The organism is Schumannella sp. GW821-FHT10F01 (assembly GCF_058809295.1).
Genome location: NZ_JBXASM010000006.1, coordinates 125,259 through 148,054 on the forward strand (window position 1 = coordinate 125,259; position 22,796 = coordinate 148,054).

A 22,796-nucleotide genomic window follows, 5' to 3' on the forward strand; every position below is an offset into this window, starting at 1 on the left:
CGCGCTCATGTCGCTCCTTGGTGCCGATCCGCTGGTCAATGCGTTTGCATGGATCGGAACGCCCCGGACCCTCCGGGCATTCCCGATGCCGTCAGAAGCCGAGGCGACCGAGCTGCTTCGGGTCGCGCTGCCACTCCTTGGCGACCTTCACGCGCAGGGAGAGGAACACCTGCTTGCCGACGAGCGGCTCGATCGAGGCCCGGGCGCGGGCGCCGATCTCCTGCAGCCGCTCGCCGCCGCGGCCGATGATGATGCCCTTCTGGCTGTCGCGCTCCACCCAGACGTTCGCGTAGACCTCGAGCAGGTCCTTGTCGTCGCGGTCGACGAGATCGTCGAGCGTGACGGCGAGCGAGTGCGGCAGCTCGTCGTTGACGCCCTCGAGCGCGGCCTCGCGCACGAGCTCCGCGATGCGGGTGTCGAGCGACTCGTCGGTGATCGCGTCCTCCGGGTAGAGCCGCTCGGAGCGCGGCAGCAGGCTCACGAGCTCCGCGACGAGCAGGTCGAGCTGGATGCGGCTGGTCGCCGAGACCGGGATGATCGCCTCCCAGTCGCGCAGCTCGCTGAGCTGGAGCAGCCGCTCCGCCACGACCGGGCGGGGCGCCGCGTCGATCTTCGTGACGATGCCGACCTTCTTCGCGTGCGGGTGCTTGTCGAGCTCCGCGTCGATGAACCGGTCGCCCGGGCCGAGCTTCTCGTCGGCGGGGATGCAGAAGCCGATCACGTCGACGTCGCCGAGCGTCTCCTGCACGACGTCGTTGAGGCGCTGGCCGAGCAGGGTGCGCGGCCGGTGCACGCCCGGGGTGTCGACGATCACGAGCTGGCCGTCGGGACGGTGCACGACGCCGCGGATCGCCCGCCGGGTGGTCTGCGGCTTGGAGGAGGTGATCGCCACCTTCTCGCCGACGAGCGCGTTGGTCAGCGTCGACTTGCCGACGTTCGGACGGCCGACGAACGTGGCGAAGCCGGCCCGGAAGCCGCCGCCCGGACCCGCCCGGCCGCCGCCCTCGTGCGCGGCCTCGTGCTCGTCCCGCTCAGGCGCGCTTGAACTCATCGTGTCCCCTCCGATCCGACGGCTCGTCGACGAGCGCCTCCTCGACCTCGGCGAGCGCCGGGTCGCGCTCGACCACGATGGTCCGCAGCAGCCGGCGACGGCCCTCGAGCCGCTCGGCCCGCAGCAGCAGCCCGGACACCGTGACGGTCGAGCCCGGCACCGGCAGCCGGCCGAGCTGCTTCGTGAGCAGGCCGCCGACGCTGTCGACGTCCTCGTCGTCGAGCTCGATGCCGAACAGGTCGCCGATCTCATCGGTCGGCAGCCGCGCGCTGACGCGGAACACGCCCGGCGCGAGCTCGGACACGTCCGGGGTGTCGCGGTCGTACTCGTCGCTGATGTCGCCGACGAGCTCCTCGATGAGGTCCTCCATGGTCACCAGGCCCGCGATGCCGCCGTACTCGTCGACGACCATCGCGAGGTGGTTCGACTCGGTCTGCATCATCCGCAGCGTGTCGTCGGCCTTCTTCGACTCGGGCACGAAGTTCGCCGGGCGCGCGAGCGATGCGGCCGTCGCGCGGGCGCCGGGCTTCTCCGAGAGCAGCCGCGCCACGTCGCGCAGGTACAGGATGCCGATCACCTCGTCGGCGTCGCGGCCGACCACCGGCATCCGCGAGACGCCGGTGCGCAGGAACTGCGCCATGGCGGCGGACGAGCTCGTGTCGTCGTCGACGGTGATCATGTCGGTGCGCGGGATCATGACCTCGCGCACGACCGTGTCGCCCCACTCGAAGATCGAGTGGATGAGCTCGCGGTCGTCCTCCTCGAGCACGTCGAGCTCGGCGGCCTCGTCGACCATGGAGAGCAGCTGCTCCTCGCTGGAGAACGTCGCCGCCCGCGGCCGGCCCGGCGTCACCCGGTTGCCGATCGCGACGAGCAGGTTGGCCACGGGGCCGAGCACGAAGCGGAGGAAGTGCACGAGCAGCGCGGAGAAGCGCAGGATGCCGCGCGGATGGGTGCGGCCGACGCTGCGCGGGCTCGACCCGACGAGCACGAACGAGGCGGCCGTCATGATCGCGACCGAGATGATCAGCACGAGCCACCACTGCTCGACGATCGACGAGAAGGCGAGCGCCACGAGCACCGCGGCGGTGGTCTCGGCCAGGATCCTGACGAAGTTGACCGCGTTGACGTGCGCCCCGACGTCCTGGGCGATGGCCTCGAGGGAGCGGCGGGCGCGGGAGGTGGTCGAGAGCTCGGCGATCTCGGCACGGCTCATCGCCCCGAGGGCGGCATCCGCGGAGGCGAGCAGGCCGCCGAAGGCGACGAGCAGGGCCGCGACGGCGAGGAACACGCCGACGAGCACGGGTCAGCCCTCCTGGGCGGCGAACCCGGCGAGGATGTCGCGCTGGATGCCGAACATCTCCTTCTCCTCGTCCGGCTCCGCGTGGTCGAAGCCGAGCAGGTGGAGGATGCCGTGGGCGGTGAGCAGCAGCAGCTCGTCGTGCGTGGAGTGGCCGGCGGTCGCCGCCTGCTCGACGGCGACCTGGGGGCAGAGCACGATCGAGCCGAGCAGCCCCTCCGGCGAGACCTCGTCGTCGGACCCGGGCCGCAGCTCGTCCATCGGGAAGCTCAGCACGTCGGTCGGCCCCGGCTCGTCCATCCACTGCACGTGGAGCTGCTCCATGGCGCCTTCGTCGACGAGCTCGATCTCGAGGTCGGCGTCCGGGTGCACCCGCATGTGATCGAGGGCGAACACGGCGAGACGGAGCAGCGAGGCCTCGTCGGCCTCCATCCCCGACTCGTTGTGGATCTCGATCGACATCAGCGCCCTCTCTGCCACGGCGGGCGGGTGTCCTGTGCGGGACGGCCGCGGCGCGCGGCGCGGTTGGGTCCGTCGGGGTGCTGAGCGTTCGCATCGGCGGCGCGGTCGCGCTCGAAGCGGCGCGCCTGCTGCTGCTCGTCGTAGACCGAGTAGGCGTCGACGATGCGGCCGACGAGCGAGTGGCGCACCACGTCCTCCGAGGTGAGGCGGGCGAAGTGGATGTCGTCGATGCCGTCGAGCACGCGGGTGACGAGGCGGAGGCCCGAGGCCTGCGCCGGCAGGTCGACCTGGGTGATGTCGCCGGTGACCACCATCCGCGTGCCGAAGCCGAGGCGCGTGAGGAACATCTTCATCTGCTCGGGCGTCGTGTTCTGCGCCTCGTCGAGCACGACGAACGCGTTGTTCAGCGTGCGGCCGCGCATGTAGGCGAGCGGGGCGACCTCGACCGTGCCGCTGGCGAGCAGCTTGGGCACGATCTCCGGGTCCATCATCTCGTTCAGCGCGTCGTACAGCGGGCGCAGGTAGGGGTCGATCTTGTCGGTCAGCGTGCCGGGCAGGAAGCCGAGCCGCTCCCCCGCCTCGATCGCCGGGCGGGACAGGATGATCCGCTCGACCTCCTTGCGCTGCAGCGCCTGCACGGCCTTCGCCATCGCGAGATAGGTCTTGCCGGTGCCGGCCGGGCCGATGCCGAAGGTGATGGTGTTGAGGTCGATCGCGTCGACGTAGGCCTTCTGGCCGAGCGTCTTCGGGCGGATCGTCTTGCCGCGGCTCGTGAGGATCGCCTGGCTCAGCACCTCGGCGGGGCTGCCCTCGCCGGAGTCGAGCATGCGGCGCGACGTGGTGACCTCGGTGTCGCCGAGCTCCACGCCGTCGCGCACCATCCGCACCAGCTCCTCGACGAGGCGCAGCGCGGCGCGCACCTGGTCGCCCTCGCCCTCGAGGGTCACGTGATTGCCCCGCACGTGCACCTGCACGTCGGGGTACTGCCGCTCGATGGTGCTCAGCAGCCGGTCCTGCGGGCCGAGCAGCCGCACCATGGCGACGCCGTCGACCTCCAGCTCGGCGCGCTCGGGCGCGGAGCCCGGGACGGGGGTGTCACTCGGTGCCAAGGGAGCCTTCCTCGAGGTGCCCGCCCAGGATGTGGGCGTGGACGTGGAACACGGTCTGGCCGGCGTCGGCGCCGGTGTTGAAGACGAGGCGGAACGAGCCGCCGCTGTGCTCGTCGGCGAGCCGCTGGGCGGTCGCGACGATGTGGGCGAGCAGCCCGGGGTCCTCGCCGGCGAGCTGCGTGACGTTCGCGTAGCGCGCCGTCTTCGGCACGACGAGCAGGTGCACGGGCGCCTTCGGAGCGATGTCGGGGAACGCGATCACCAGGTCGTCCTCGTAGACGATGTCGGCGGGGATCTCGCGCGCGACGATGCGCTCGAAGATCGTCGGCTCGCTCTCGCTCATGGCTCCATGCTATCGGCGGGGCGGGTCGCCCGGCCGGGCCCGGGGCGGGCGGTCAGGACTCGGCGTCCCAGAGCGCGCGGTAGTACGCGATCCGCTCGGGGTCGGGCGCGATGCCGTACGCGTCGTAGAACGCGGGCTCCCAGCCGTCCCCGTAGTTCCAGCCGAGCGACATCGCGGCCACGGCGAGGTCGGCCCAGCGGTCGGCGACGGCGAGGTCGCCGACGTCGACGGTCGCCGCGAAGCGGCCGTCGGCGTCGAGCAGGGTGTTCGGCGAGCAGGCGTCGCCGTGCACCACCACCGCGTCGACCGGCGGCCGCGTGCCGAGGGAGGCCGGCGTCCGGGTGGTCCACGAGTCCCATCCGACGGGCACGTCGTCGACCGGCAGCGAGTGCAGGCGGCGGAGGCCCTCGGCGATCGCCAGCACGGGCCGCTCCGGGTCGGCGCGCCAGCGGTCGATCACGGCCGAGTCGGCGGGGATCGCGGCCGTGAGCAGCCACTGGCCGCCGACGCCGTCCGCGTCGTCGCGGCCGGAGTCGAGCAGGCGCGGCGCCGGATGCCGGCCCTCCAGCCACCGCAGGCGCCGGGCCTCGCGGCGCAGGTCGATCCCGGCCGCATCCGGGCTCCACTTCAGGTAGCGGTCGCCGAGGCGCCAGGTCTGGCCGTGCAGCTCGTTGTGCCAGACCAGCTCGGGCGCCTCGTCGCCGCGCAGCCGGTCGACGATCGGCGCCCGCATCTCGCCGGGAGCGAGCTCGTGATAGCGGCGATGCCACTCCTCGTCGGTCGGCTCGCGCTGCAGCGCGGGGTCGGGCTGCCGCGCCGGGTCGGCGTGCAGCGCCGGCTCGGCGTGCTCCGGCGTCGTCACCAGCGGCCGAGCCGCACGTCGAGCGCCGCGAGCGCGGCCGGGCCCGCGGTGGAGGTGCGCAGCACCTCCGGCCCGAGCCGCACGATCCGGGCGCCGGACTCCGCGAGGCGGTCGAGCTCGCGCGGCGAGACGCCGCCCTCCGGGCCGACGACGAGGGTGATGCGCCCGGTCGACGGCAGGTCCACGGCGGAGATCGCGACCTCGCCGCCGGGATCGAGCACGAGCACCGTGCCGGGCAGCGCCGCGAGGTCCGCGGTCGAGGCGAGCGGCGCGACGACCGGCACCCGGCTGCGGATGCTCTGCTTCGCGGCCTCGCGCACGATCGCCACCCAGCGCGCGTGCGCCTTGGCGGCCTTCGCGCCCTCCCAGCGGACGACCGACCGCTCCGCGGCCCACGGCACGATGCCGGCGACGCCGAGCTCCGTCGCCGCCTGCACGGCCAGCTCGTCGCGGTCGCCCTTCGCGAGCGCCTGCGCGAGCCAGATCGCCGGCTCGGCGGCGGGATCCGCGCGCACCGACGCGATCTCGAGCATGAGCTCGCCGTCGTCGACGCCGACCACCGGCCCCTCGACGACGAGCCCGCTGCCGTCGCCGATCGCGATCCGCTCGCCGACGCGCGTGCGGGCCACCTGGAGCGCGTGCCGCGCCTCCGCCCCGCGCAGGATCACCCGCTTCCCGACCACCGCGTCCGCGGGGTCGAGTGCGTCGTCGAGGTAGAGCCAGGCCATGGGCCTAGAGGTTGAGGAACCGGTCGCGCAGCTTGGCGAAGAGCCCCTGCTGGAAGTGGCTGAACTCGGGCTTGATCGGCGGGCGGCTCGCGGCGAACTGCTCGAAGATGGCCTGCTCGCGCGAGTTGAGCCGCACCGGCGTGACGACCTGCATGCCGACCTTGAGGTCGCCGCGGCCGTTGCCGCGCAGGTGCGTGATGCCGCGCTCCTTCACGGTGACGACGTCGCCGCTCTGGGTGCCTGGCTTCACGGCGACGTCGATCGGCTGGCCGTCGAGTCCGGTGAGCGTGGCGCTCGTGCCGAGCACGGCGTCCGTCATCTGCACTTCGAGGGTCGCGAGCAGGTCGTCGCCGTTCCGACTGAAGACGTCGTGGTGCTTGACCTTGACCTCGAGGTAGAGGTCGCCGTTCGCGCCGCCCGCGGGGCCCGCCTCGCCCTCGCCGGGCAGGTGGATGCGCACGCCGGTGTCGACGCCGGCCGGGATGTCGACGCCGATGCGGCGCTTCGAGCGGACTCGGCCCTGGCCCGCGCAGGACGGGCAGGGGTTCGGGATGACCGTGCCGTAGCCGCGGCAGGTGCCGCACGGCGCGGAGGTCATCACGTTGCCGAGCAGCGAGCGCACGGAGCGCTGGATCTGGCCGGTGCCGCGGCACATGTCGCAGGTGACCGCGTGGGTGCCCGGCGCGCAGCAGCTGCCCTGGCAGGCGTCGCAGAGCACGGCGGTGTCGATCTCGAGGTCGCGCGGCGAGCCGAACACGACCTCCTCGAGCTCCACCTCGATGCGCAGCAGCGCATCCTGCCCGCGCTCGGTGCGCGACCGGGGGCCGGCGGTGGTGCGCTGGTTGTTGAAGAAGGTCTCGAAGATGTCGCCGAAGCCGAACGCGCCAGAGCCGAACGACGCGGCGTCGCCGAGGTCGAAGCGCTGGCGCTGCTGCGGGTCGCTCAGCACGTCGTACGCGTGCGTGACCTGCTTGAAGCGCTCGGCCGCGTCCTCGCTCGGGTTGACGTCGGGGTGCAGCTCGCGCGCGAGCCGGCGGTACGCCTTCTTGATGTCGTCGGGCGAGGCGTCACGGGAGACGCCGAGCACCTCGTAATGGTCGACAGTTGCCACGGATGAAGCTCCTAGCTGGTCTCGCCGAGCAGGCGGGACAGGTAGCGGGCGACGGCGCGGACGGCCGCCATGTTGTTCGAGTAGTCCATACGGGTGGGGCCGAGCAGGCCGAGCCGGGCGGTGCTGCCGCCGAGCGCGGAGTAGCTGCCCGCGAGCAGCGCGATCTCCTCGAGGCCGGTGCCGGCGTTCTCGCGGCCGATGCGGGCCGCGACGCCCGCCTCGTCGATGTCCATCTCGCTGAACAGCCGCAGCAGGGTGACCTGGTGCTCGATGGCCTCGAGCACCGGGAAGATGCTGCCGCGGAAGTCGCTCTCGGTGCGCGCGAGGTTCGCGGCGCCGGCGAGCACGAGCCGGTCCTGCCGGGTGTCGGCGACCTGCGCCGAGATCGCGGCGGCCACCGCCTCCACCAGCTCGCGCCGGGCCGGCGGCACGGAGTCCGGCAGCGCGCGGAGCACCGGCGGCACCTCGCCGAGGGTGAGGCCCAGCAGGTCGGTGTTGAGGCGGGCGCGCAGCTCGGCCACGTAGTCCTCGTCGGCGGCCGCGCCGGTCTCGAGCAGGCGCTGGTCGACGCGGCCGGCATCCGTGATGAGCACGGTCATGAGCCGGCCGGGGCCGAGGGAGACGAGCTCGACGTGCCGCACGCGGGCGCTGCCGAACTCGGGGTACTGGGCGATGGCGACCTGGTTCGTCAGCTGCGACAGCAGCCGCACGGTGCGCGAGAGCACGTCGTCGAGGTCGCTCGACTGGTCGAGGAACGCCTCGATCGCGCGGCGCTGCACCGGGCTCAGCGGGCGCAGATCGGCGAGCTGGTCGACGAAGACGCGGTAGCCCTTGTCGGTCGGCACCCGTCCTGAGGAGGTGTGCGGTGCCGCGATGAGCTCCTCCTCCTCGAGCAGCGCCATGTCGTTGCGGATGGTCGCAGCGGACACGCCGAACGCGTGGCGCTCGACGATCGACTTGGAGCCGACCGGCTCGCGGCTGGCGACGTAGTCCTGCACGATCACACGGAGGACCTCGAGACCCCGCTCGGAGACCATGGCGCCCTCCCTCCCGAACCTGGCACTCGACATCGGAGACTGCCAAGTGTAGCGCGAGCCTCCCGCGCGCCGTCGTTGCCAGTCCGCCTGGCGACCCGATAACTTGTGGGCTGATCGGCATGGCGAGGGCACTCCATGCTCGCCCGCCGGCCGATCGGGTGCACCTCCCAGAATCGGGGGCACTCCCTGACGACGAAAGGCCGACCCCCATGACGGACCCCACCGCCCAGCCCGGCCCCGGCGACCAGCCGGCTCCCGGAGCACCGAACCCCGGGTACCAGGGACAGCCCGGGTACCAGGGCCAGCCCGGTCCCGGCTACCAGCAGCAGCCCGGCCAGCCCGGCCCCGGCTACCAGCAGGCCCCCGGCCAGCAGTACGGCGCGCCCGTCGGCGCCCCGCCGCTGAGCCCGGCCGAGGACAAGCAGTACGCCGGCTTCGCGCACCTCGGCGGCATCATCGGCCTCTGGCCGTCGCTCATCATCTACCTGGTCTTCAAGGACCGCGGCCCGTTCGTCACGCAGGAGTCGAAGGAGGCCCTGAACTTCCAGCTGACGCTGCTGATCGGCTGGGCCGCCGGCTTCATCCTGTCGTTCCTGCTCATCGGCCTCATCGTGATCCCGGTCGTGTGGGTGCTCGGCATCGTGTTCTCGATCATCGGCTTCACGAAGGTCAACGCGGGCGAGGCGTACCGCTACCCCTTCAACATCCGCTTCATCAAGTGAGCTGACGGAACGGCCGGGTCCCTCGGGGCCCGGCCGTTCCTGCGTCCGGGCTCGGGTGGCGGAGCTCAGTCGGGCAGCAGGCGGCGCACCACGGCGTCGGCGAGCAGCCGCCCGGCCCGCGTCAGCACGATGCGGCCGCGGAACGCGGGCGCCGGCTCGACCAGCCCGTCCGCGATGAGCCCGGCGACGGCCGTGCGCCCCGCCGGCTCCAGCACCGCGGCGTCGAGCCCGTCGACGATCCGCGTCTCCAGCAGCACGCGCTCGACCCGTCGGGTCTCGGCGTCGAGCGTCTCGCGTGCGTGGGCTGGGCTCACGCCGCGGCCGAGCCGCTCCGCGTACGCGGCCGGGTGCTTCACGTTCCACCAGCGCACGCCGCCGACGTGGGAGTGCGCGCCCGGGCCGATGCCCCACCAGTCCTCGCCCGTCCAGTACGACAGGTTGTGCCGGCTGCGCTGCACCGGGGTGCGCGCCCAGTTGCTCACCTCGTACCAGGAGTAGCCGGCCGCGGCGAGCGCGTCGTCCGCCAGCTCGTAGAGCTCGGCCTGCAGGTCATCGTCGGGCGCCGGCACCTCGCCGCGGGAGATCTGCCGCGCGAGCTTCGTGCCCCGTTCGACGATGAGCGCGTACGCCGAGACGTGGTCGGGCTCCTCGGCGAGCACCGCGTCGAGCGACCGGCGCCAGTCGTCGGCGCTCTCCCCCGGCGTGCCGTAGATGAGGTCGAGGCTGACGTCGAGCCCGGCCTCCCGCGCCCAGCGGACGACGAGCGGCACGCGCGCGGGATCGTGCGTGCGCTCGAGCGTCGCGAGCACGTGCGGCACGGCGGACTGCATGCCGAAGCTGACCCGCGTCACGCCGGCCGCGGCGAGCGCGGCGAGCGACTCCCGGTCGACGGAGTCGGGATTCGCCTCCGTCGTGACCTCGGCGCCGGGCGCCAGGCCCCAGGCATCGCGAACCGACGCAAGCATGGAGGCGAGGTCGGACGACGGGAGGATCGTGGGCGTGCCGCCGCCGAAGAACACGGTCGAGACGGGGCGCCCGCCGGCGCCGGCGGCGGCGAGCACGCCGGCGGCGAGCCCGACCTCCGCGATCGCCTGCGCCGCGTAGTCGCGCTGGTGCACGCCGCGCACCTCGTCGGCCGTGTAGGTGTTGAAGTCGCAGTAGCCGCAGCGCACGCGGCAGTACGGCACGTGCAGGTACACGCCGAAGGCCCGGTCCTCGGCGCCCTCCGCGACGGAGGCGGGCAGCCCGCCGTCCTCCGGGGCCGGGTCGCCGTCGGGCAGGATCGACGGCATCAGGCGGAGGCCGGGATGGGCCCGGCGAGCGCGCGGAGGTAGCGCGCGGTGTAGAACGCCTGCGTCAGCCGCAGCAGCGGGTCCACGAGCTTCCAGCCGAGCGTCGGCGGCCGCGAGAACGCGCGCACGGTGAACCAGACGGAGCCGTCGTCGGAGCGCTCGACGATGAAGGCCTCCTCGCCCGACTCCGCGTGACCCGGCAGCGTGCCGTAGGCGAAGCCGCGACGATTCGGCTCGTCGACGACGTACACGACCCGTGCGGGGAAGCGGAAGCGCAGGAACAGGAAGCGGATGCCGAGCAGGGCCGAGTCGCCCGGGCGCAGCAGCGCAGTGCCGTCCGGCGCGTAGATGCGCTCCGAGTGCTCGCCGACGACGGCCGGCGCGACGGGCTCGCCCGCGTCGTCGAAGCCGACCGGCTGGTAGCTCAGCACGGTCGCCTCGGCGGGCGCCTCCTCGACCTCGACGCTGAAGCCGGCCGACTTCTGCACGCCCCAGGTGAGCGTGCGGGCGGTCGCCCAGTCCCAGCGCTCCGGGCCGTGGCCGATGAGCGCGCGGCGCTCGATGGGGCGGAATCCGGCCGGCGGGTAGTCGAGGAGGTCCGGCGCGCGGGTCGCCCCGACGGCGGCATAGGTCACGGCGCGCTCCCAGAGCGGGCCGCGCGTCACGAGCGCTCCTCCACGGCTCCAGGGTAATCGAGGCGCCCGGCCGCGCCGATCCGGCCGGGCGGGGCCGATCCGTCCAGGGCCGGGCCTCAGCCGATCGGATCCGAGGTGCCGAGCTGCCAGACCGCGACGCCGTGCAGCCCGCGCTGGCGCGCCAGCTCGCGACGCGCATCGAGCGTGCGCCGATCCGACCACCACAGCACGGAGCCGTCGTCGAGCTCGGCGGTCCACTCCTGCTGCCGCGCGCTCCAGCTCGCCGCATCGCCGGCGAGCTCGCGCGACCGCGCGACGGAGAGCTGGAGGTCGCCGGTTCCGCCGCCCTCGTCCCACCGGTCGCCGTAGGCCGCGACGCCGAGGTCGGTCATCTCGGGCGGGAGGCCGGCCTGCTCGATCGCCGTCAGGGCGCGCCGCACCCAGGGCGTCCCGCCGATCCCGATCCGGCGTCGAGGTAGCCCTCGACCGGCATCGTGGTCGCTCCGAGTCCGCAGCCGCTCAGCCCCGCGGCGATCACTGCCGCCGCGGCGAGGGACGCGACGCGGCGTCGTGCGCGACGCGGCTCCGCCATCCGCACAGCGTACGGCGGCCGGGACGCCGCGCGGCTCAGCCCTCCTGCGTGCCCTGGAGGTGCCCGCGGGCGAGCACGTGCCCGGCGACGAGCGGACGCAGCGCCGCGAAGCCGGAGACCGGGGTGCTCGAGGGGATCGCCCGGTCGAGCGCGTAGAGCAGGAAGTCGTAGCGGTGTACGCCGTGGCCCGGCAGCGCGCCGGGGCCCTGGTAGCCCGTGCGCCGGGCGAACGCGGGCACGAAGCGCACGCCGGGTGCCGGGGCGCGGGCCGCGAGCGCGCCCTCCGCCAGCTCGGCGGGCTCCGGCGGCAGCAGCGCGATCATGTGCAGCGCGGGGCGCGCGAACGGCACGTCGGGATCCTCCATCACGAGCAGCAGCTGCGCCGTGTCGGCCGGGAGCCCCGACCAGGCGAGCTGCGGCGAGCGGTTCGCGCCGCGCGGTGCGTTCGCGTCGGGGATCGGGGCGCCGTGCGCGAACGACGTGCTGGTCAGGACGAGCGCGTCCGGCGCGGCGAGCTCCGGCATCCGCTGGATGCTGTTCGCGGGGTCGGCGCGCCGGTTGCGGAGCAGGCGTCCGAGCACCGCCACCGAGGCGCGGACGGCGGGGGTCGCCCGCGGGGACTGCCGTGGCGCGCTCACGAGGCGGCCACCCGGTCGAGGATGTCCGCGGCTCGCTCGAGCACGCGGCGGTCGCGCTCGCCGAGCGCCGCGAGTCCGGACTCGAACCACTCCCGCGCGGGACCCCGCGCCTCCTCGTGCACGGAGCGGCCGCGCTCGGTCGCGTTAAGCAGCACGCGGCGGCCGTCGGCGGGATCAGGCGTGCGTGCGACGAGCCCGTCCGCGGCGAGCCGGTTGACGCTCTGGCTGACGGACGCCGGAGTCACCCGCTCGCGGTCGGCCAGCGCGGTCAGGGTCAGCGGCCCCTCCTTGACGAGCACGCCGAGCGCCGCGACGGCCGCGTAGCCGAGGTCGCCGTCGGCGCGGAGCGCGCGCATCCGGCGGGTGAGCAGCGAGATCGAGGTGCGGAGCCGCGCGCTGAGCTCCGTCGTGCGGGTATCGACCATATTCGTTAGCATACCTGAGGACTTTCATTCGGTATACGTAGGAACCGGCGGACATGACGACACGCGAGGCCACGGCGAGCAGGCCCTTCGGGGCGCGATTCACGCTGCCGCTGCTGCTCGGCTCGACCCTGAACCCGATCAACAGCTCCATGATCGCGGTGGGACTGGCCGGGATCGCCGCCGACTTCCGGCTCGGGCCAGGGGCCGCCGCCTCGCTCGTCTCCGTGCTCTACCTCTGCAGCGCGGTGGCGCAGCCGACGATGGGCAAGCTCGCCGCGATCTTCGGCCCGCGTCGGGTGTTCCTCGCGGGCACGGCGCTGCTGCTCCTCGCCGGGGTCGTCGGCGCCGCCGCACCGGCCTTCTGGGTGCTGCTCCTGTCGCGCGCGCTCATCGGCATCGGCACCTCCGCGGCGTATCCGACCGCCATGGCCATGGTGCGCCGGCGTGCCGACGAGCTCGGCACCGGCGTGCCGAGCCGGGTGCTCGGCGGCTTCGGCATCGCGGCGCAGATCACGATCGTGCTCGGGCTGCCCATCGGCGGCGTGCTGGCCGGCACGCTGGGCTGGCGCGCGATCTTCTTCGTCAACGTGCCGCTCGCCATCGTGGTGTTCGCGTTCGCGTTCCTCGGCATCGAGCGCGATCCGCCGCGCGAGGGCCGCGGCGCGCTCGCGACCGTGCGGGCGATGGACCTGCCGGGCATCGGGCTCTTCGCGGTCTCGGTCGTGGCCGCGCTCGTCTTCCTCGCCGACCTCGCCGACCCGGTCTGGTGGCTCATCCCGGTCGCGCTCGTCGGCGTCGCGGCGCTGATCCTGCGCGAGCAGCGTGCGGGCTCCCCGCTCATCGACGTGCGGATGCTCGCGGCCAACGGCCCGCTGCAGCGCACCTACCTGCGGCAGCTGCTCATGGGCCTCGGCACGTACACCGCGCTGTACGGCGTCAGCCAGTGGATGGAGGCGGGCGCCGGGTACACCGCCCTGCAGGTCGGCCTGATCATGCTCCCGCTGTCGGGTGTCAGCATGGTCGTCGCCCGCATCAACTCGGTGCGGGGCTGGGTGCGCCGACCGCTGGTCGTCGGCGCCGTCTCGATGCTCGCCGCGGGCGTCGCGATCGTGTTCATCGACAGCACGTCCGGCGTGCTCGCCCTGATCGGGCTGTCGGTGCTCTTCGGGCTGCCGAACGGGCTCTCCGGCTATCCGAACCAGGCGACGCTCTACGTGCAGGCGCCGGCCGAGCAGATCGGCGTCGCCTCCGGGCTGTCGAGGACGGCGGCCTACCTCGGCGCGATCTTCTCGGCGAGCGTCATCAGCCTGACCTTCGGCGACCGGATCACCGACGACGGCTTCCACCGGATCGGCTGGGTCGTGGTCGGCATCGGCGTCGCCGCGATCCTGCTCTCCGTGCTCGATCGCCGCATCCCCCTCGTCGCGCGCGGCGAGGGCTGAGCCGGGCGGCGCGTCAGTCCTCCGGCGGCACCCGGAACACGAGCCGGGCGAGCAGCGGGCCGAGCGCCAGGATCGCGGTCAGCACGACGAGCGCCCCGGCCGCCATGGCGAGCAGCACGCTGCCCGAGGCGATCGCGGCGACGATGGCCGCGACGGCGAGCAGCCCGGTCACGGTCGGCGGCACGACGACCCGCGCGCTCACGCGCCGGCCCCGCTCAGCTCCGGATGCTCGGCCAGGAACGGGTCGACGAGCGCCGCCGGCGAGACCGCGAGCCAGGCGTCGGTGATGATCTCCGCGAGCCGGTCGGCGGGCACCCGCTCGAGCTGCACGAGCACGGCCGGGAACCCCTCGAAGTGCTGGATGGTCAGCGTCCAGTCGGGTTCGGCGGCGAGGAGCGCGGCCTTCTCGCCCTCGTCCGCGACGCGCGCCGCGAGGATGGGGCCGTCCGGCAGCGGTCCGGGCTCGCGCCCGCGATCCGCCTTCGTGAACGGACGGTCCCAGACGAACGCGGTGCCGGTGGTCCAGGCGCGGTGCTGGAAGCGGACGACCTCCTCGACGCCGGGGAGCCCGTGCGCGATCCGCTCGACGTCGGTCCAGTCGGCCATGGCGCGAGGCTACGCGCGCGGGGCGTCCGGGTCGACCCCGTCGGCCGGGTCGTCGCGCGCGTCGTCGTCGCCGTCCTCGTCCTCACCGCGCAGCTCCCACGGCAGCGCCTGCGCGTCGAGCTCGATCGGATCCGGCGGCGGCTCGTCGAACGGCGTCGTCCAGATCGGCGAGAGCAGCGTGGCAGCGGTCGCGTTCCGCGTCGCGGACGCCAGCGCGTCGGCCTCCGGCGAACGCGGACCGAGCAGGCGCCGCCGGAGCCGCGACAGCGCGGGCGTGCGGCCGTTCCAGCCGTCCTCGTGCCCGTCGCCGCTCATGACCACACGGTAGCCGTGCGACCCGGACGGGGACGGACTACTTCTTCTTGTCCTTCGTCTCGACGTCACCCGAGAGGGCGGCGATGAAGGCCTCCTGAGGGACCTCGACGCGGCCGACCATCTTCATCCGCTTCTTGCCCTCCTTCTGCTTCTCGAGCAGCTTGCGCTTGCGGGTGATGTCGCCGCCGTAGCACTTGGCGAGCACGTCCTTGCGCATCGCGCGGATCGACTCGCGGGCGATGATGCGCGCGCCGATCGCGGCCTGGATCGGCACCTCGAACTGCTGGCGCGGGATCAGCTCGCGCAGCCGCTGCGCCATCATCGTGCCGTAGGCGTAGGCCTTGTCCTTGTGCACGATGGCGCTGAACGCGTCGACGGCCTCGCCCTGCAGCAGGATGTCGACCTTCACGAGGTCGCCGGGAGCCTCGCCCGCCGGCTCGTAGTCGAGCGACGCGTAGCCCTGCGTCTTCGACTTCAACTGGTCGAAGAAGTCGAAGACGATCTCGCCGAGCGGGAGGGTGTACTTCAGCTCGACGCGGTCCTCGCCGAGGTAGTCCATCGACTTCATGGTGCCGCGGCGGGTCTGGCAGAGCTCCATGATCGCGCCGACGTAGTCCTTCGGCGCGAGGATCGACGCGTTGACGACCGGCTCGAGCACCTCCGAGATCTTCGCGCCCGTCGGGTACTCGCTCGGGTTGGTGACCGTGACCGTCTTCCGGTCCTCCGTCGTCACCTGGTACGGCACGCTCGGCGCCGTCGTGATGAGGTCGAGGTCGAACTCGCGGCGCAGGCGCTCGGTGATGATCTCGAGGTGCAGCAGGCCGAGGAAGCCGCAGCGGAAGCCGAAGCCGAGCGCGACGGAGGTCTCCGGCTCGTACTGCAGGGCGGCATCCGACAGCTTCAGCTTGTCGAGCGCGTCGCGCAGGTCCGGGTAGTCCGAGCCGTCGATCGGGTAGACGCCCGAGAACACCATCGGCAGCGGATCGGTATAGCCCGGCAGCGCTTCGGTCGCGGGCTTCGACGCGGTCGTGACGGTGTCGCCGACCTTCGACTGGCGCACGTCCTTCACGCCGGTGATGAGGTAGCCCACCTCGCCGACGGCGAGGCCCTTCGAGGGGGTCGGCTCGGGCGAGCTCACGCCGATCTCGAGGATGTCGTGGGTCGCGCGCGTCGACATCATCTGGATGCGCTCCCGCGGGTTCAACCGGCCGTCGATCATGCGGACGTAGGTGACCACGCCGCGGTACGAGTCGTAGACGGAGTCGAAGATCATCGCGCGGGCGGGGCCCTCGGCCCGGCCGGTCGGCGCGGGGATGCGCTGCACGACGGTGTCGAGCAGCGCCTCGACGCCGGCGCCGGTCTTGCCGGACACCCGGAGCACGTCGTCCGGATCGCCGCCGATGAGCTGCGCGAGCTCGCGGGCGTACTTGTCGGGGTCGGCGGCCGGGAGGTCGATCTTATTGAGGACCGGGATGATCTCGAGGTCGTTGTCGAGCGCGAGGTAGAGGTTCGCGAGCGTCTGCGCCTCGATGCCCTGCGCGGCGTCGACGAGCAGGATCGCGCCCTCGCAGGCGGCGAGCGAGCGCGACACCTCGTAGGTGAAGTCGACGTGGCCGGGGGTGTCGATCATGTTCAGCGCGAACGTCGAGCCGTCGAGCGCCCAGGGCATGCGCACGGCCTGGCTCTTGATCGTGATGCCGCGCTCGCGCTCGATGTCCATGCGGTCGAGGTACTGCGCGCGCATGTCGCGGTCGGACACGACGCCCGTGATGCCGAGCATCCGGTCCGCCAGCGTGGACTTGCCGTGATCGATGTGCGCGATGATGCAGAAGTTCCGGATGCTCGACGGGTCGGTCGAGGCCGGCTCGAGGGGCTTCAGGGCGCGCGGGGACATGTCGCAACGATTCTCGCATCCCCGCGACGGCGCCGCCGACAGGGGAGGTCGGCGGCGCCACCGGACGGCCGGCCGCGGTCAGCCGGCCGTCGACGCCGGTCGTCAGTTGAAGAGCGGCGCGAGGAAGAAGAACGGCAGGGCGACCGCGGCGCCGAGGGCGAGCAGTGCGACCCACCAGAACAGCGAGAAGATGCCGAGCCCGATGCCCCAGGCCGCCATCACGCGGTCGGTCGGATGCGCCGACTCGCGGCGCGCGATGACGCCGAAGACGATGCCGAGGATCGCCGGGATGCCGAGCGCCAGCACGATCGAGGCGGACGAGAGCACGAGGCTCGCGATCGCCCACGGGTTGCGGACCGAGCCGGCGGGGGCGGGTGCCGGGTAGGGGTACTGGAAGGCGGTGGCGTCGGTCGGCACCGGCTGGGGAGCGGCGGTGTCGAGCTCGGGAGCGGTGCTGGTGCGGTCCGCGTCGGGGACCGGGGTGGTGGTCGTGTCCATGCCTCCGACGCTACGGACGATGCACCGCCCGGAGGCGGGGGCGAACCCCCGGAAGCCGGGCGGCGATCCACCGGATTCCGCTCAGGCGGACGGCGTGGACGACGGCGACAGGGCGGACGGCGTCGGCGACGGCAGGCGGCGGATGCCCTCGAGGAGGTCCTCCTCCGTCGCGGCGAGGCAGAGGCGGATCCAGCCCTCCCCCGAGCGCCCGAACGCGCTCCCCGGCGCGACGGCGACCCGCTCGGCGAGGAGGAGGCGCTCCGCCCAGCCGGCCACGTCGCCGTCCGTCGCGTACGCGACGTCGACCCAGAGGTAGAACGCGCCGGACGGCTCCAGGTAGCGGATGCCGCGCTCGTCGAGCAGCGCCGTGGCGGCCGCCAGGTTGCGCCGGTAGTGGGCGGCGGCCCGCTCCACGTGCTCCTGCTCACCCGTGATCGCGGCGATCGCCGCGTGCTGGGCCGGCAGGTTGACGCAGCTGATCATCGCCTCCTGCAGCGTCCGCATGGTCGCCGAGAGGCCGGGCGGGGTCACCAGGTAGCCGACGCGGATGCCGGTGAGCGCATACGTCTTCGACAGCGAGAACGCACTGAGCACCCGGTCCTCGTCGTCGAACGCGGAGATGCTGACGTGCGGGCCGCCCCAGCTGAACGCCTCGTAGACCTCGTCGCTGATGACCCACAGGTCGTGCGCGCGGGCGAAGGCGAGCAGCTCGCGCAGCGTCTCGGCCGGGAACACCGCGCCGAGCGGGTTGGACGGCGAGTTGACGATGATCGCGCGGGTGCGGTCGCCGACGATCCGCTCCAGCTCGTCGATGCTCGGCAGGAAGCCGCGCTCCGGCGTCAGCGAGTACGGCACCGGGGTCGCGTCGAGCATCCGCGCGCCCATCGTGAACGTCGTGTAGCCCGGATCCGGCACGAGCACCTCGTCGCCGGCCGCGAGCACCAGCTGCAGGGCGAGGTAGATCGCCTGCGTCGCGCCGACCGTGACCCAGACCTGCTCGACGGCGACGTCGAGGCCGTTGCGCTCGTGCAGCTTCTCGACGATCGCGCGGCGCAGCGGCAGGATGCCGCCGTTCGGGTTGTAGTCGGTGTCGTCGCGCTGCCAGGCGGCCTGCGCGGCCGCCGTGATGTGGGGCGCGACGGGCACGTCCGGCTCGCCCACGCCGAGCGAGATGACGCCGTCGAGCTCGGCCGCGATCTCGTAGATTCGGCGGATGCCCGACCCGGGCACCGACGGGATGTGCGGCGCGAGGGAGGGCATGCGCTCAGGCTAGCCGCCGCATAGCATCGGGCTCGTGCCCGCCCCCGTCGTCCTCGTCCACGGGCTCGGCGGGTCGCCGGAGGACTGGGACGCGGTGCGCGCGGCGCTCGAGTCCGCCGGCCGCGCCGTGGTGGCTCCGACGCTGCCCGGCCACGGGTCCCGCACCCGCGAGACGTTCCGCCTCGGCGGCGCGGTGTCGGCCGTGTCGGACGCCGCCGAGTCGGTCATGAGCGGCGCCGACGTCACCGGCGCGGACGCGGACGCCGCGGGCTCGGACGCGGGTGCCGTACTCGCGCCGCTGCTCGTCGGCCGCGGACTCGGCGGGCACCTGGCGATCGCGGCCGGCGCCTCCGGCACGCCCGCCTCCGCCGTCATCGCCGCCGGCATCGGCACGGAGGTGCTCGGCTGGGTGCTCGACAGCTACCGGATCGCCGACACCACCTCCGCGCTCCTGCCCGACCGCGGCGCCGCAGTCGACGCGTGGGCCGGCGACGGCGTGCTCGACCGCGGCTCGGCGCGCGCGGAGGGCAGCCGCGTGCTCGGGCCCGCGCTCGACGACCTCGCGCGTTTCCCGGTGCTCGACGCGATCCGCCGCACCCCGGCGCCCGTGCTCGTGCTCAACGGCGCGCGCGACCGCTTCCGGTTCCAGGAGCGCGCCCTCCGCCGTGCCGGTGCGACCGTGCACCGGGCCGGGCCGGAGCGTCTCGCCGAGCGGATCGCCGACCCCGCCGCCTTCGCCCGACTGCTCGAGGAGCTCGTCCCGTGACCACGCCCGACTTCATCCTCCGGCTGCGCGAGTCGGTCGGCCACGAGCTGCTCTGGCTCTCGGGCGTCTCCGCCGTCGTCGTGCGGACGCGGCCGGCCGGCGACGAGGAGGTGCTCGTCGTGCGCCGTGCCGACGACGCCACCTGGGAGCCGGTGGCCGGCGTCATCGAGCCCGGCGAGCATCCCGCGGAGACCGCCGTGCGGGAGGTCGCCGAGGAGGCCGGGGTCGTCGCGGAGGTCGAGCGGATCGCCGGCGTCACCGTCGACGCGCCCGTGACGTACCCGAACGGCGACCGCGCGCAGTACCTGGCCGTCGTGGTGCGCTGCCGGTGGATCTCCGGCGAGCCGCGTCCCGTCGACGGCGAGGCCACCGAGGCGCGCTGGCTCCCTGTGTCCGAGCTCGACGCCCTCGAGCCGCCGATGCCCGCCCACAAGCGGCGCCGGATCGAGTGGGCGCTGCGTGACGACGAGCGCGCCGCCTTCGAGCGCTGAGGCCCGGAATCGCGGGTATCGCCCGGCTCCCGCGCTCTGGTAACGTTGACCCTCGGTTTTGCGTGTGGTTCCCACCACGCGATTCGCCCGAGAGCGCCCCTCTACCGCTGCGACGGCAACATCCACTCGTACGTACCTCAAGAGAGAAGCTGACCTATGGCGAACATCAAGTCGCAGATCAAGCGCATCGGCACCAACAAGAAGGCCCAGGAGCGCAACAAGGCGGTCAAGAGCCAGCTCAAGACCGCCCTCCGCGTCACCCGCGAGGCCGTCACCGCCGGCGACAAGGCCAAGGCCACCGCCGCGCTGGCCACCGCGTCCAAGAAGCTGGACAAGGCCGTGTCGAAGGGCGTCATCCACCGCAACCAGGCCGCGAACCGCAAGTCGGCGATCGCGAAGCAGGTCGCGTCGATCGCCTGATCGATCCCGCACGTCGAAGGCCCCCGTCCGGATGGACGGGGGCCTTCGTGCGTGCGGGGGCAGGTGCGAGGGCTGTCGCGGAGCCCTCAGGTGCGGCCGAGCGTCGGCGCGCTCAGGCGCGGATGCCGCGGGAGCCGATCGTGCGGATCATCCGCTCGAGCGCATAGACCGGATCGCGGCCGCCGCCCTTGACCTGGGCGTCGGCCTCGGCGAGGGCGCTGATGGCGACGCCGAGCCCCTCGTCGGTCCAGCCCTGGAGGTCGCGCCGGGCGCGGTCGACCTGCCACGGCGCCATGCCGAAGCGGGAGGCGAGCTCGCCGCTCGATCCCCGTGCCCCGCTGAGCTTCGCCATGCCGCGCACCTTCATCGCGAACGCGGCCACCATCGGCACCGGATCGGCGCCGGACGCGAGCGCGTGACGCAGCAGCCCGAGCGCCTCGCCGGTGCGGCCGACGATCGCGGCGTCGGCGACGGCGAACGCGGTGGTCTCCACCCGGCCGCCGTAGTAGCGGTCGACGACCTTCTCGGTGACCTCGTCCGACGTGTCGGCCAGCAGCTGGCGGCACGCGGCCGCGAGCTCCGCCAGGTCGTCGGTGAAGGCCGAGGTCAGGGCGCGGAGCGCGCCGCCGGAGATGCGGCGGCCGGCTGAGCGGAATTCCGCCGCCACGAAGTCGGCGCGCTCGGAGTCGCGCTTGAGCTCGGCGCACGGCACCTCGATGCCGCCGCCCGTGCCGGCGCGCACGGCGTCGAGCAGCTTCTTGCCACGCACGCCGCTCGCGTGACGGAGCACGAGATAGCAGTCCTCGGCCGGTGCCGCGAGGTACGCGAGCGCGTCGTCGAGGAACGCGTCGGACGCCTTCTCCACGCCGTCCACCCGGAGCAGCCGCGGCTCGCCGAACAGCGACGGGCTCGCGAGCGTGAGCAGCTCGCCGGGTGCGTAGGAGGAGGCCTCGAGGTCGGTCACCTCGAGGCTCGGGTCCTCGGCGCGGAGCACGTCGCGCAGCAGCCGCTGCGCGCGATCCGCGAGCACCGTCTCGGGTCCGCTGATCAGGACGACCGGGGCCGGGCGGACCTGGTCCCAGGCGAGCTGCGGGATCGCGGTCTTCGTGCCCCGCGCGGCCGGCCTGCTCGGCATCCGTCCCTCCGTTCTCGGTCGCTCCGAGCGTACCGGCGGGCGCCGACGCCCGCCGACACCGGGTGGCCGGTCGGCGGGGTGACGGCCGGGGCGGGGTGGTGGCCGCGGCGGAGTGACGGCCGGGGCGGTGCGGGCCGGCGGCTACTCCCAGGGCTTCGGGATCTGCGGGATGATCAGCCACAGCCCGAACAGCACCGTCGCCACGCAGATCGCGAGGCAGACGACCGCGCCGAGCGTCGCGGCCGCGGGCCGGCGTCCGTGCTCGATCTCGCCCCCGTCTGCGCTGCCGGCCGCGAGCAGCCGCAGCGAGAACGCGTAGAAGACCGCGATGCCGACGGCCGCGGCGAAGGCGACCCCCAGCACGACGCCGAAGGCGCCCCAGTCGATCGTGATCATCGCGATCCCTCCTCGTCGGTTCCGGCCGGCACCAGCTCGGGCGCGCCCTCGCCGCCGGACTCCTCGTTCACGTTGTGCTGGGTCACCGGGTTTCGGCGCGCGCCGATCGCGAAGGCGACGGCGCCGCCGAGCGCCAGGACGGCGACGATGACGACGCCCGCCGATCCGAGCCCTGCGGCGAGCAGCGCGGCGAGCCCGCCGACGAGCGCCGCGGCCGGCAGGGTGAGCACCCAGCCCGTCGCGATGCGGCCGACGATGCCCCACCGCACGGACGCGAGCCGCTTGCCGAGCCCGGCGCCGATCACCGAGCCCGAGGTGACCTGGGTGGTCGACAGCGCGAAGCCGAGGTGGCTCGACGCGAGGATCGTCGCCGCGGAGCTCGCCTCGGCGGCGAAGCCCTGCGGGCTCTCGACGTCGGTGATCCGCTTGCCGACCGTCCGCATGATGCGCCAGCCGCCCATGTAGGTGCCCATGGCGATCGCGAGCCCGCAGGCCAGGATCACCCAGAGCTGGGGACCTGATCCGGCCGGCTGCAGCCCCGACGCGATGAGGGCCAGCGTGATGACGCCCATCGTCTTCTGGGCGTCGTTCGTGCCGTGCGCGAGGGAGACGAGCGAGGCCGAGATCGTCTGCCCGTGCCGGAAGCCGGTCGTCGCGCCGGCGGTCCTGGCGTGGTGCGTGATCCGGTACACGGCGAACGTCGCGACGAGGGCGATGAACCCGGCGATCAGCGGAGAGAGCAGCGCCGGGAGGATCACCTTCGACATCAGCACGCCCCAGTCCACGGCGCCGATGCCGACGCCGATCACGGCCGCGCCGATGAGCCCGCCGAACAGCGCATGGCTCGAGCTGGAGGGCAGGCCGAAGAACCAGGTGGTGAGGTTCCAGAGCACGGCGCCGACCAGGCCGGCGAAGATCAGCGTCGGACCGACCTCGACGCCGCCGTCGCCCTCCTTGATGATGCCGTTCGAGATCGTCTTCGCGACCTCGGTCGACAGGAACGCGCCGACGAGGTTCAGCACCGCCGAGATGGCGACCGCGACTCGCGGCTTCAGGGCTCCGGTCGCCACGGACGTCGCCATCGCGTTCGCCGTGTCGTGGAAGCCGTTCGTGAAGTCGAAGGCCAGGGCGATGACGACCACCAGCACGACGACGAGGATCTGATCCATGGCGGACCCCTTCCGCGCCCGGCCCGGGGGTGGTCGGACACGGGGACGGTAGGAGCGCGGGGTGAACTGGGGATGAACGCGGCCGCCGCGTCCAGGC

General features: G+C 73.4%; 29 protein-coding genes. 5 read left to right on the top strand and 24 right to left on the bottom strand.

Features of this window, described 5'->3' with window-relative positions; genetic code table 11:
• Nucleotides 1–91: 91 nt before the first annotated feature.
• The 9 genes from era to hrcA are packed head-to-tail and all read right to left on the bottom strand — an operon-like array spanning nt 92 to nt 8,003.
• Nucleotides 92–1,051: a GTPase Era gene (gene era / locus AC1RSJ_RS08965; RefSeq protein ID WP_493118016.1), complete on the bottom strand. Its 960-nt coding sequence runs from the start codon at nt 1,049–1,051 to the stop codon at nt 92–94.
• Nucleotides 1,032–2,354 (bottom strand): hemolysin family protein, encoded by a 1,323-nt coding sequence (locus AC1RSJ_RS08970; protein ID WP_493118017.1) that lies wholly within the window; start codon nt 2,352–2,354, stop codon nt 1,032–1,034. Before AC1RSJ_RS08970 ends, era begins: the two co-directional genes overlap by 20 nt.
• 3 nt (nt 2,355–2,357) lie before the next feature.
• Entirely contained in the window at nt 2,358–2,813 is a 456-nt protein-coding gene (gene ybeY / locus AC1RSJ_RS08975) for an rRNA maturation RNase YbeY (protein WP_493118018.1), read from the bottom strand.
• Nucleotides 2,813–3,850 carry a PhoH family protein gene (locus AC1RSJ_RS08980; RefSeq protein ID WP_493118105.1) on the bottom strand — a complete coding sequence of 346 codons (1,038 nt, stop codon included), beginning with the start codon at nt 3,848–3,850 and terminating at the stop codon, nt 2,813–2,815. The genes ybeY and AC1RSJ_RS08980 overlap by 1 nt, the downstream gene beginning before the upstream one ends.
• Before the next feature lie 58 nt (nt 3,851–3,908).
• Nucleotides 3,909–4,265 (bottom strand): histidine triad nucleotide-binding protein, encoded by a 357-nt coding sequence (locus AC1RSJ_RS08985; protein ID WP_493118019.1) that lies wholly within the window; start codon nt 4,263–4,265, stop codon nt 3,909–3,911.
• A 52-nt stretch (nt 4,266–4,317) separates the two neighbouring features.
• A complete protein-coding gene (locus AC1RSJ_RS08990) occupies nt 4,318–5,127 on the bottom strand; it encodes a phosphotransferase (RefSeq protein ID WP_493118020.1) in 810 nt (269 codons plus the stop codon).
• Nucleotides 5,124–5,855 (bottom strand): 16S rRNA (uracil(1498)-N(3))-methyltransferase, encoded by a 732-nt coding sequence (locus AC1RSJ_RS08995; RefSeq protein WP_493118021.1) that lies wholly within the window; start codon nt 5,853–5,855, stop codon nt 5,124–5,126. The genes AC1RSJ_RS08990 and AC1RSJ_RS08995 overlap by 4 nt, the downstream gene beginning before the upstream one ends.
• A 4-nt stretch (nt 5,856–5,859) precedes the next feature.
• Nucleotides 5,860–6,966, bottom strand: a complete 1,107-nt coding sequence (gene dnaJ, locus AC1RSJ_RS09000; RefSeq protein ID WP_493118022.1) for a molecular chaperone DnaJ — start codon at nt 6,964–6,966, stop codon at nt 5,860–5,862.
• 11 nt (nt 6,967–6,977) lie between these two features.
• The gene (hrcA, locus tag AC1RSJ_RS09005; protein WP_493118023.1) at nt 6,978–8,003 is read right to left on the bottom strand and encodes a heat-inducible transcriptional repressor HrcA; all 1,026 of its coding nucleotides are present in this window, start codon (nt 8,001–8,003) and stop codon (nt 6,978–6,980) included.
• A gap of 209 nt (nt 8,004–8,212) precedes the next feature.
• On the opposite strand from hrcA, the gene AC1RSJ_RS09010 reads away from it, so the two are divergent.
• Nucleotides 8,213–8,725: a DUF4870 domain-containing protein gene (locus AC1RSJ_RS09010; RefSeq protein ID WP_493118024.1), complete on the top strand. Its 513-nt coding sequence runs from the start codon at nt 8,213–8,215 to the stop codon at nt 8,723–8,725.
• A 65-nt stretch (nt 8,726–8,790) separates the two neighbouring features.
• On the opposite strand, the gene hemW is transcribed toward AC1RSJ_RS09010, so the two are convergent.
• The 6 genes from hemW to AC1RSJ_RS09040 form a co-directional block, all read right to left on the bottom strand.
• A complete protein-coding gene (gene hemW / locus AC1RSJ_RS09015; RefSeq protein ID WP_493118025.1) occupies nt 8,791–10,017 on the bottom strand; it encodes a radical SAM family heme chaperone HemW in 1,227 nt (408 codons plus the stop codon).
• Entirely contained in the window at nt 10,017–10,682 is a 666-nt protein-coding gene (locus AC1RSJ_RS09020; RefSeq protein ID WP_493118026.1) for a DUF1990 domain-containing protein, read from the bottom strand. Before AC1RSJ_RS09020 ends, hemW begins: the two co-directional genes overlap by 1 nt.
• Before the next feature lie 86 nt (nt 10,683–10,768).
• Nucleotides 10,769–11,092, bottom strand: coding sequence for a hypothetical protein (locus tag AC1RSJ_RS09025; RefSeq protein ID WP_493118027.1), 324 nt, complete (start codon nt 11,090–11,092; stop codon nt 10,769–10,771).
• Entirely contained in the window at nt 11,077–11,244 is a 168-nt protein-coding gene (locus AC1RSJ_RS09030) for a hypothetical protein (RefSeq protein ID WP_493118028.1), read from the bottom strand. The genes AC1RSJ_RS09025 and AC1RSJ_RS09030 overlap by 16 nt, the downstream gene beginning before the upstream one ends.
• A gap of 35 nt (nt 11,245–11,279) precedes the next feature.
• On the bottom strand, nt 11,280–11,831 hold the full coding sequence (locus AC1RSJ_RS09035) for a YbhB/YbcL family Raf kinase inhibitor-like protein (RefSeq protein ID WP_493118029.1): 552 nt from the start codon (nt 11,829–11,831) through the stop codon (nt 11,280–11,282).
• A gap of 47 nt (nt 11,832–11,878) precedes the next feature.
• A complete protein-coding gene (locus tag AC1RSJ_RS09040; protein ID WP_493118030.1) occupies nt 11,879–12,307 on the bottom strand; it encodes a MarR family winged helix-turn-helix transcriptional regulator in 429 nt (142 codons plus the stop codon).
• A 53-nt stretch (nt 12,308–12,360) separates the two neighbouring features.
• Here AC1RSJ_RS09040 and AC1RSJ_RS09045 point away from each other — a divergent pair, with 53 nt between their 5' ends.
• Nucleotides 12,361–13,749, top strand: a complete 1,389-nt coding sequence (locus tag AC1RSJ_RS09045) for an MFS transporter (protein WP_493118031.1) — start codon at nt 12,361–12,363, stop codon at nt 13,747–13,749.
• A gap of 13 nt (nt 13,750–13,762) precedes the next feature.
• Here the strand turns inward: AC1RSJ_RS09045 and AC1RSJ_RS09050 are convergent, their stop codons facing one another.
• The 6 genes from AC1RSJ_RS09050 to AC1RSJ_RS09075 all read right to left on the bottom strand — a co-directional run bounded on the left by AC1RSJ_RS09050 (nt 13,763) and on the right by AC1RSJ_RS09075 (nt 18,322).
• Complete coding sequence (locus AC1RSJ_RS09050; RefSeq protein WP_493118032.1) at nt 13,763–13,951, bottom strand: hypothetical protein; 189 nt, start codon at nt 13,949–13,951, stop codon at nt 13,763–13,765.
• Nucleotides 13,948–14,355, bottom strand: coding sequence for an MmcQ/YjbR family DNA-binding protein (locus AC1RSJ_RS09055; protein WP_493118033.1), 408 nt, complete (start codon nt 14,353–14,355; stop codon nt 13,948–13,950). The genes AC1RSJ_RS09050 and AC1RSJ_RS09055 overlap by 4 nt, the downstream gene beginning before the upstream one ends.
• A gap of 9 nt (nt 14,356–14,364) precedes the next feature.
• Nucleotides 14,365–14,670 carry a hypothetical protein gene (locus AC1RSJ_RS09060; RefSeq protein ID WP_493118034.1) on the bottom strand — a complete coding sequence of 102 codons (306 nt, stop codon included), beginning with the start codon at nt 14,668–14,670 and terminating at the stop codon, nt 14,365–14,367.
• 37 nt (nt 14,671–14,707) lie between these two features.
• A complete protein-coding gene (gene lepA / locus AC1RSJ_RS09065; protein WP_493118035.1) occupies nt 14,708–16,564 on the bottom strand; it encodes a translation elongation factor 4 in 1,857 nt (618 codons plus the stop codon).
• Between the two features lie 102 nt (nt 16,565–16,666).
• The gene (locus AC1RSJ_RS09070; RefSeq protein ID WP_493118036.1) at nt 16,667–17,062 is read right to left on the bottom strand and encodes a DUF4190 domain-containing protein; all 396 of its coding nucleotides are present in this window, start codon (nt 17,060–17,062) and stop codon (nt 16,667–16,669) included.
• Between the two features lie 81 nt (nt 17,063–17,143).
• Nucleotides 17,144–18,322, bottom strand: coding sequence for a pyridoxal phosphate-dependent aminotransferase (locus AC1RSJ_RS09075; RefSeq protein WP_493118037.1), 1,179 nt, complete (start codon nt 18,320–18,322; stop codon nt 17,144–17,146).
• A 34-nt stretch (nt 18,323–18,356) separates the two neighbouring features.
• On the opposite strand from AC1RSJ_RS09075, the gene AC1RSJ_RS09080 reads away from it, so the two are divergent.
• The 3 genes from AC1RSJ_RS09080 to rpsT all read left to right on the top strand — a co-directional run bounded on the left by AC1RSJ_RS09080 (nt 18,357) and on the right by rpsT (nt 19,999).
• Nucleotides 18,357–19,088, top strand: a complete 732-nt coding sequence (locus AC1RSJ_RS09080; protein ID WP_493118038.1) for an alpha/beta fold hydrolase — start codon at nt 18,357–18,359, stop codon at nt 19,086–19,088.
• Nucleotides 19,085–19,579 carry an NUDIX hydrolase gene (locus AC1RSJ_RS09085; protein WP_493118039.1) on the top strand — a complete coding sequence of 165 codons (495 nt, stop codon included), beginning with the start codon at nt 19,085–19,087 and terminating at the stop codon, nt 19,577–19,579. Before AC1RSJ_RS09080 ends, AC1RSJ_RS09085 begins: the two co-directional genes overlap by 4 nt.
• A 156-nt stretch (nt 19,580–19,735) precedes the next feature.
• Nucleotides 19,736–19,999 carry a 30S ribosomal protein S20 gene (gene rpsT, locus AC1RSJ_RS09090; RefSeq protein WP_493118040.1) on the top strand — a complete coding sequence of 88 codons (264 nt, stop codon included), beginning with the start codon at nt 19,736–19,738 and terminating at the stop codon, nt 19,997–19,999.
• A 112-nt stretch (nt 20,000–20,111) separates the two neighbouring features.
• Here rpsT and holA read toward each other — a convergent pair whose 3' ends face one another.
• From holA to AC1RSJ_RS09105, 3 genes are all read right to left on the bottom strand, one after another.
• Entirely contained in the window at nt 20,112–21,134 is a 1,023-nt protein-coding gene (holA, locus tag AC1RSJ_RS09095; RefSeq protein ID WP_493118041.1) for a DNA polymerase III subunit delta, read from the bottom strand.
• Nucleotides 21,135–21,275: 141 nt separating this feature from the next.
• Nucleotides 21,276–21,530: a hypothetical protein gene (locus AC1RSJ_RS09100; protein WP_493118042.1), complete on the bottom strand. Its 255-nt coding sequence runs from the start codon at nt 21,528–21,530 to the stop codon at nt 21,276–21,278.
• Nucleotides 21,527–22,699, bottom strand: a complete 1,173-nt coding sequence (locus AC1RSJ_RS09105) for an inorganic phosphate transporter (protein WP_493118043.1) — start codon at nt 22,697–22,699, stop codon at nt 21,527–21,529. The genes AC1RSJ_RS09100 and AC1RSJ_RS09105 overlap by 4 nt, the downstream gene beginning before the upstream one ends.
• Nucleotides 22,700–22,796: the final 97 nt, after the last annotated feature.

What these genes read in the sequence shown, in the direction of transcription:
- era (WP_493118016.1), bottom strand. Translation starts at nt 1,051, where the DNA reads ATGAGTTCAAGCGCGCCTGAGCGGGACGAGCACGAGGCCGCGCACGAG.
- ybeY (WP_493118018.1), bottom strand. Translation starts at nt 2,813, where the DNA reads ATGTCGATCGAGATCCACAACGAGTCGGGGATGGAGGCCGACGAGGCC.
- AC1RSJ_RS08980 (WP_493118105.1), bottom strand. Translation starts at nt 3,850, where the DNA reads ATGGTGCGGCTGCTCGGCCCGCAGGACCGGCTGCTGAGCACCATCGAG.
- AC1RSJ_RS08985 (WP_493118019.1), bottom strand. Translation starts at nt 4,265, where the DNA reads ATGAGCGAGAGCGAGCCGACGATCTTCGAGCGCATCGTCGCGCGCGAG.
- AC1RSJ_RS08995 (WP_493118021.1), bottom strand. Translation starts at nt 5,855, where the DNA reads ATGGCCTGGCTCTACCTCGACGACGCACTCGACCCCGCGGACGCGGTG.
- hrcA (WP_493118023.1), bottom strand. Translation starts at nt 8,003, where the DNA reads ATGGTCTCCGAGCGGGGTCTCGAGGTCCTCCGTGTGATCGTGCAGGAC.
- AC1RSJ_RS09010 (WP_493118024.1), top strand. Translation starts at nt 8,213, where the DNA reads ATGACGGACCCCACCGCCCAGCCCGGCCCCGGCGACCAGCCGGCTCCC.
- hemW (WP_493118025.1), bottom strand. Translation starts at nt 10,017, where the DNA reads ATGCCGTCGATCCTGCCCGACGGCGACCCGGCCCCGGAGGACGGCGGG.
- AC1RSJ_RS09030 (WP_493118028.1), bottom strand. Translation starts at nt 11,244, where the DNA reads ATGGCGGAGCCGCGTCGCGCACGACGCCGCGTCGCGTCCCTCGCCGCG.
- AC1RSJ_RS09040 (WP_493118030.1), bottom strand. Translation starts at nt 12,307, where the DNA reads ATGGTCGATACCCGCACGACGGAGCTCAGCGCGCGGCTCCGCACCTCG.
- AC1RSJ_RS09045 (WP_493118031.1), top strand. Translation starts at nt 12,361, where the DNA reads ATGACGACACGCGAGGCCACGGCGAGCAGGCCCTTCGGGGCGCGATTC.
- AC1RSJ_RS09055 (WP_493118033.1), bottom strand. Translation starts at nt 14,355, where the DNA reads ATGGCCGACTGGACCGACGTCGAGCGGATCGCGCACGGGCTCCCCGGC.
- AC1RSJ_RS09060 (WP_493118034.1), bottom strand. Translation starts at nt 14,670, where the DNA reads ATGAGCGGCGACGGGCACGAGGACGGCTGGAACGGCCGCACGCCCGCG.
- lepA (WP_493118035.1), bottom strand. Translation starts at nt 16,564, where the DNA reads ATGTCCCCGCGCGCCCTGAAGCCCCTCGAGCCGGCCTCGACCGACCCG.
- AC1RSJ_RS09070 (WP_493118036.1), bottom strand. Translation starts at nt 17,062, where the DNA reads ATGGACACGACCACCACCCCGGTCCCCGACGCGGACCGCACCAGCACC.
- AC1RSJ_RS09075 (WP_493118037.1), bottom strand. Translation starts at nt 18,322, where the DNA reads ATGCCCTCCCTCGCGCCGCACATCCCGTCGGTGCCCGGGTCGGGCATC.
- rpsT (WP_493118040.1), top strand. Translation starts at nt 19,736, where the DNA reads ATGGCGAACATCAAGTCGCAGATCAAGCGCATCGGCACCAACAAGAAG.
- holA (WP_493118041.1), bottom strand. Translation starts at nt 21,134, where the DNA reads ATGCCGAGCAGGCCGGCCGCGCGGGGCACGAAGACCGCGATCCCGCAG.
- AC1RSJ_RS09100 (WP_493118042.1), bottom strand. Translation starts at nt 21,530, where the DNA reads ATGATCACGATCGACTGGGGCGCCTTCGGCGTCGTGCTGGGGGTCGCC.
- AC1RSJ_RS09105 (WP_493118043.1), bottom strand. Translation starts at nt 22,699, where the DNA reads ATGGATCAGATCCTCGTCGTCGTGCTGGTGGTCGTCATCGCCCTGGCC.